The sequence below is a fragment of the SAR202 cluster bacterium genome, from assembly GCA_016872355.1.
In the GTDB taxonomy this organism is placed as follows: domain Bacteria; phylum Chloroflexota; class Dehalococcoidia; order Lucifugimonadales; family VGZY01; genus VGZY01.
The window spans coordinates 1-5,387 of record VGZY01000113.1 but is presented as its reverse complement, the minus strand read 5'-3'; the positions used below and the strand labels follow the sequence as shown (position 1 = coordinate 5,387).

Below are 5,387 nucleotides of genomic sequence, written 5' to 3'. Positions count from 1 at the left end.
CTTCGAAACATGCCTGACGGCGGATGCCGGGGCTAAAAATTCGCCCGAACATGACATCAATTTGAAGAGGCTCGTCCAAAACCCTCTCCTCCCGAGGTAACGCAAAGGTCTCCCGAGGGAGAGGCCTTTGGGTGCTTTGACCCAAAGGGTGAGGGCTAACGGCTGTTCTGCCCCATTCTTACCTCTCCTTTGACTGGAGAGGTCTTCGGCGCTTTGGTCCGCCGCGGCGGATGAGGGTGTCGGCTGTTCGGCTGTTCCCGTACCTTGCTTTGAACCCCCGATGTCGCAGATCCCGTATGACCCCTGGGAATCGGGAAGTCCTCGAATCGGGGCCGTACCCCGTACCCCGGCTGTGCAGCCCCTTACTTCTTCGCCCAGTCCTGGGCCTGGCCTACGATGTCCACGCCGACCTTCTCGCTCCAGGCGGCGAGGAGCTGGTTTACGATCTTGCCGGGCTTGCCCGTACCGACGGGCCTGCGGTCCACCGATGTCACCGGCAGGACGCAGTAGCTGGTGCTGGCGAAGAAGACCTCATCGGCCGTGTACACGTCGTACGGCTGCAGGTCCTCGGAGACCGCCGGGATGTTAAGCTGCCGGGCCAGCTCGAAGACGGTGCCGCGCGATACGCCCTGCAGGAGGTTCTTGTCCCCGCCGGTGCGGATAACGCCGTCAGTGACGATGAAGACGTTGTAGCGAGATCCCTCGGTGAGGTTGCCGTCCGTGTCCAGGATCAGCGGCCACGCGCCGGGGTCGGTGTCGTTCGCCTCCAGCTCGGCCATCGCGAAGTGCATGCGGCTGAAGTGCTTGACCTTGGAGTCCAGCACATCGGAGGGCAGCGCGCGCGTCCGGGCGAATGCGCCCTTCATGCCGGTGGTGTAGCCCGGGGCGAAGAGCTTGAAGTCCACTGGGCTGATCTTGACGCAGACGGTCGCGGGGCCGGACTTCCAGGCGAAGTAGCCGGGGCCACGCGTGACGAACTGCATGATGGCGAAGTCGCCCACGTCCTTGCGCAGGTGCTCGTTTTTCTTGATGACATCCTGGGTGATGCGGAGCATCTCATCGCGGGAGACGCCTGCGTCTATCCTCGCGAACTTGAGCGAACGGTAGAGCCGGTCGATGTGCTCCTCCAGCTTGAAGCCCTTCCCGTTGAAGGTGCGCTCGACGTCGTAGACGACGTCGCCGATGGTGAAGCCGCGGTCCCCGGGCTCGATCTTGATCTTGCTGTACGGCATCCACTCGCCGTTGCAGTATGAGATGTAGTCCGCCATGTGGTCCTCCAGTGCACTCCGTTAAGGCCCTCATCTGTCGCCGGAGCGCGACATCTTCTCCCTCGGGGAGAAGAGGACGAGGTAAAGGTTTCGTCCGGCAGCAATTATACTCCACCGGCCGATGCGCCGGAATGTCCTGCGACGAATTTCGCCGCGCCGTGCGCGGACGCGCAGGTCAGGCGCCACGCGAGAAATGGGCAAATCCTCAGGGCCGGACACCACCCCGACCTCTCTCCCCCTGGCCCCCTCTCTCCGTGCACGGAGAGAGGGGGAATAGCTCGCTGGGGCTTCGCCCCAGACCGCAAGCACAGGGCTTTGCCCTCCGACTGCCGACGCCGTGGGCCTGCGGCCCAACGCCGGCAGGCTCCCCTGGAGCCACTTCTGTCAGGCAGGCGCTGCTAATCCGGTACAATGTCCGCTGAGGTGTTTATGACCAACTACAGGCTGATGATGCTGGACCTGGACGGCACCATCATCGGAAGAGATAACAAGATATCTCCGCGCGTCCACCGCGCAGTCACGAGGGCGGCGGAGCTGCTGCACGTCTCCATCGCAACGGGGCGGGAGACCGACGAGGTGCTGAAGTTCGCGCGCGAGCTCGGACTGAAGACGCCGCAGGTCTCCGACAACGGCGCAACGATCGTGGACCCGGAGACCGGCAGGCACGTGTGGTCGGCGGGCCTCTCGCCCGAGCACTCGGAGGAGATCGTCGCGCGGCTGACGGAGATGCGCGTGCCGTTCATGGCCACTTCTCCCTTCGGGACGATCAAGAGCATCGGCGAGGTGGTGCGGTGGGAGCTTACCCGCGTGTCCGCTCTGGACATCAGCGAGGCAGCGGCGGACGGCGTGCTGCAGGCGTTCAGTGGTACACAGGGCCTGCATATGGTCAAAGTCTACCTGCCGTACAACGACCTCTGGGCCGTGGACTTCACCCGCATCGGCATCACCAAAGGCGCGTCGGCAGATGTGTTGAGGGAGATGATGGGGTACGGGAACGGAGGCGCCCCGCCGTCACCCTCACTGTCGCCCAGAGCGGCGACATCTCTCCCGTCAAGGGAGAGAGCAGATCTGTTGAAGCCAAGCGGTGGCCCTCGCCTGTCCGCAGAGCCGGACATCCTCTCCCGCGGGGCCGGGAGAGGAGAAAGTGGAATAGGTTTGATTGCCGCCGGCGATAGCTACAACGACATCCAGATGCTCCGCGCGGCGGACCTGCGCATCGTCATGGGCGGCGCGCCCGCGGAGGTGAAGGCGCTCGCGGACTACGTCGCGCCGCCGGTGGAGGAAGACGGCCTGGCGGTGGCCATAGAGGAGTTCGTCCTGCCAAGGTTGTGATCTGCCAGGGTGGCGGAAGGGAGGGAGGGTTCTCGTCTCCCCCCACGGGGGAGACCACAGAGGGGGTCTTGAGGCCCCTTCTCCAGGAGCGACACCACATGTCAGATGACTTCCCGGACCATCCCCCAAAGCGTCCATACCTCTACAACCAGTGGTCCGGCTCCCCCGACACGAGAGACAGAGCACGCGAACTCCGCACTGCTCCGACGGACGCCGAGCGAAAGCTCTGGACCAGGTTAAGACGGCACTCTGTCGGCGGGTACAGGTTTCCCGACAGCAGCCGCTTGGTCCGTTCATCGTCGACTGCTTATGCTTCGAGAAAAGGCTAATTGTCGAAGTCGACGGCAGCCAGCACATGGATGCCGCGGGATATGACGCTGAACGGACAGCGTGGTTGGAAGCGCAGGGGTACAAGGTCATCAGGTTCTGGAATAATGAGGTCCTCGCCCAGACGGATGCGGTTTGCGACGTCGGTCTGAAGAGAATTGACTCGTCCACCGCTCGTGGCCGCCATATAATGGGCGTGCACGCCGGGTTGGGCGGCAGGCCTTTCACCGGATTCCCTTCAAGGACGTTTCCGCATGAACCCCAAAGGCACATCAGGCCCGCGCCGGTTGCTCGCCGGCAGGCTTACGATGCGGCAGCTTGAGTGGCTGGCCGCTCTTGTGCCGTGGGGCTTCCTCGTGATCTACCACCTGGTGCTCGTCAGCCCGACCGGTCACCGGCTCCTGCACTCCGGCCCGGGCTTCATTGTGCTGAACCTCTCCCTGGGCGCGGTGATAGGGGTCTTCGCGCACATGGTCTTCCGCACCATTTCGCGCATGCAGGCCGAGATGCAGACGCTCTCCCAGGTGTCCGCGCGGCAAAACAGCCAGCTTCGCGCGCTCAACGAGGCGAATATCGCACTGGCGGAGGAGCGCCTGGTGTCTTCCGTGCTCCAGCGCGTCGTCGACCTGAGCCGCGAGGTAGTGCAGTCCCGATACGCCGCGCTGAGCGTCTTCGACGACGAAGACGGGATCACGGCGTTCCTCACCTCCGGCATCGACCAGAAGACACGCGAGATCCTGGGGCCGCCCACGGTGGGAAGGGGACTGCTGGGACAGATCGCGCACGAGACCAGGCCGCTGCGCCTGGACAGGATGCAGGACCACCCGGCGTCGGTCGGCTTCCCGCCGAACCACCCGCCGATGACGAGCTTCCTTGGTGTGCCGATCCGGTAAAGGGGGCAGACGGTTGGCAGCCTGTACCTGACCGACAAGCTGGAAGCCGGCGTATTCAGCGCTGAGGACGAGGAGATCGTGCAGCTCTTCGCCAACACCGCCGCAGTCGCCATCCACAACGCGCGGCTGTACGAGCGCATCCAGACGATGGCCGTGGAGACGGAGCGCATGCGCATCTCACGCGAGATGCACGACGGCCTCGCGCAGGTGCTGAGCTACGTGAACACCAAGGCGCAGGCGGTCTCCGAGTACCTGCGGAGCGATAACCCCAGGGAGGCTGAGAAGCAGGTCAAAGAGCTCGTGGACGCGGCAAAGTCCGCCTACCGCGACGTGCGCGAAGGCATCCTGGCCCTCAGGGCGCAGATCGGCCCCGGGCAAACGCTAAAGGACGTGCTCGAGGAGTATGTGGAGGAGTACCGCAACCAGCTCGGCAAGCCCGTGACGGTGGAATGGCAGGTGGACCCCGGCGATCTGCGGCTCACGCCGCTGCAAGAGGTGCAGATTCTCCGCATCGCCCAGGAGGCGCTCACGAACGTGCGCAAGCACTCCGCCGCCACCCAGGTCACCATTACCTTCCAGGCGAGCAACATAGACGACCTTCTCGTCACCGTCGCCGACAACGGCAAGGGGTTCAACCCGCAGTCGATACAGCGCGGCGATTGGCCGCACCTGGGAATACAGACGATGCAGGAGCGAACGGAGGCCATCGGCGGCACGTCCGTGCGCCTGCTGGCGCCGCGCACAGTCCTTGCAACCGACGGGAGGTCAGGCCAATGAAGGTGATGCTGGTAGACGACCGGCAGCTCGTCCGGGACGGCGTCGCAAGCCTGCTCAGGACCCGGAAGCACGAAGTGGTGGCACAGGCCGGCAACGGCCGCGAGGCCCTCGCCGCCCTGCGCTCCGTGCACCCGGACGTCATTCTCATGGACATTCGCATGCCGGAGATGGGCGGCCTGGAGGCCACGCGCCTCATCAAGGCCCAGTACCCGGACATCAAGGTCGTCATGCTTACCGTCTCGGACGACGAGCGCGACCTCTTTGAGGCGGTCAAGAGCGGCGCGCACAGCTACCTCCTCAAGGACCTGGACGCCGGCGAGTTCTTCGACGCTCTGGACTCCATCCAGCGCAACGAGGCGGTCGTCCCCGCTCGCCTCGCGGGCAAGCCCCTGGAGGAGTTCAGGTCGAAGTCGACGCGCGGCGCGGATGCAGGCCCCGACGGACTGAGCCAGCGCGAACAGGAGGTGTTGGAGCTCGTCGCCCAGGGGCAGACCAACAAGCAGGTGGCAGAGAGACTCTTCATTACTGAGAACACCGTCAAGTACCACATGAAGAACATCCTGGACAAGCTCCACCTGCAAAACCGGTCCCAGGTGATTGCTTGGGCAGCGAGGTATTCCGAGAGGCGTCGCGCCAGCGAGTGAGCCAGAGATTATCAACGCACACCATATTGAGCACCTCATGCATCGTCCCGGACCGTATCCGCAGGTGCGCATGTGGATACCGCTTCAGGAATACGCGCACGGCTCGCAGAAGCGCGTGACCGATCATAACGTGTGTTGAGGCAACC

General features: G+C 64.2%; 5 protein-coding genes and 1 pseudogene. 5 read left to right on the top strand and 1 reads right to left on the bottom strand.

Annotation, left to right across the window (positions count from 1 at the left end; translation table 11 throughout):
• Positions 1 to 362: 362 nt before the first annotated feature.
• A complete protein-coding gene (locus FJ319_14365; protein MBM3935449.1) occupies positions 363 to 1,268 on the bottom strand; it encodes a branched-chain amino acid aminotransferase in 906 nt (301 codons plus the stop codon).
• A gap of 411 nt (positions 1,269 to 1,679) precedes the next feature.
• Here FJ319_14365 and FJ319_14360 point away from each other — a divergent pair, with 411 nt between their 5' ends.
• From FJ319_14360 to FJ319_14340, 5 genes and pseudogenes are all read left to right on the top strand, one after another.
• Positions 1,680 to 2,600 carry an HAD family phosphatase gene (locus tag FJ319_14360; GenBank protein ID MBM3935448.1) on the top strand — a complete coding sequence of 307 codons (921 nt, stop codon included), beginning with the start codon at positions 1,680 to 1,682 and terminating at the stop codon, positions 2,598 to 2,600.
• Between the two features lie 98 nt (positions 2,601 to 2,698).
• Positions 2,699 to 3,249, top strand: a pseudogene (locus FJ319_14355) (endonuclease domain-containing protein).
• Positions 3,182 to 3,820 carry a GAF domain-containing protein gene (locus tag FJ319_14350; GenBank protein MBM3935447.1) on the top strand — a complete coding sequence of 213 codons (639 nt, stop codon included), beginning with the start codon at positions 3,182 to 3,184 and terminating at the stop codon, positions 3,818 to 3,820. Before FJ319_14355 ends, FJ319_14350 begins: the two are co-directional and overlap by 68 nt.
• A 78-nt stretch (positions 3,821 to 3,898) precedes the next feature.
• Positions 3,899 to 4,597 carry a sensor histidine kinase gene (locus FJ319_14345; protein MBM3935446.1) on the top strand — a complete coding sequence of 233 codons (699 nt, stop codon included), beginning with the start codon at positions 3,899 to 3,901 and terminating at the stop codon, positions 4,595 to 4,597.
• A complete protein-coding gene (locus FJ319_14340; GenBank protein MBM3935445.1) occupies positions 4,594 to 5,241 on the top strand; it encodes a response regulator transcription factor in 648 nt (215 codons plus the stop codon). Before FJ319_14345 ends, FJ319_14340 begins: the two co-directional genes overlap by 4 nt.
• The last annotated feature ends 146 nt before the right edge of the window (positions 5,242 to 5,387 follow it).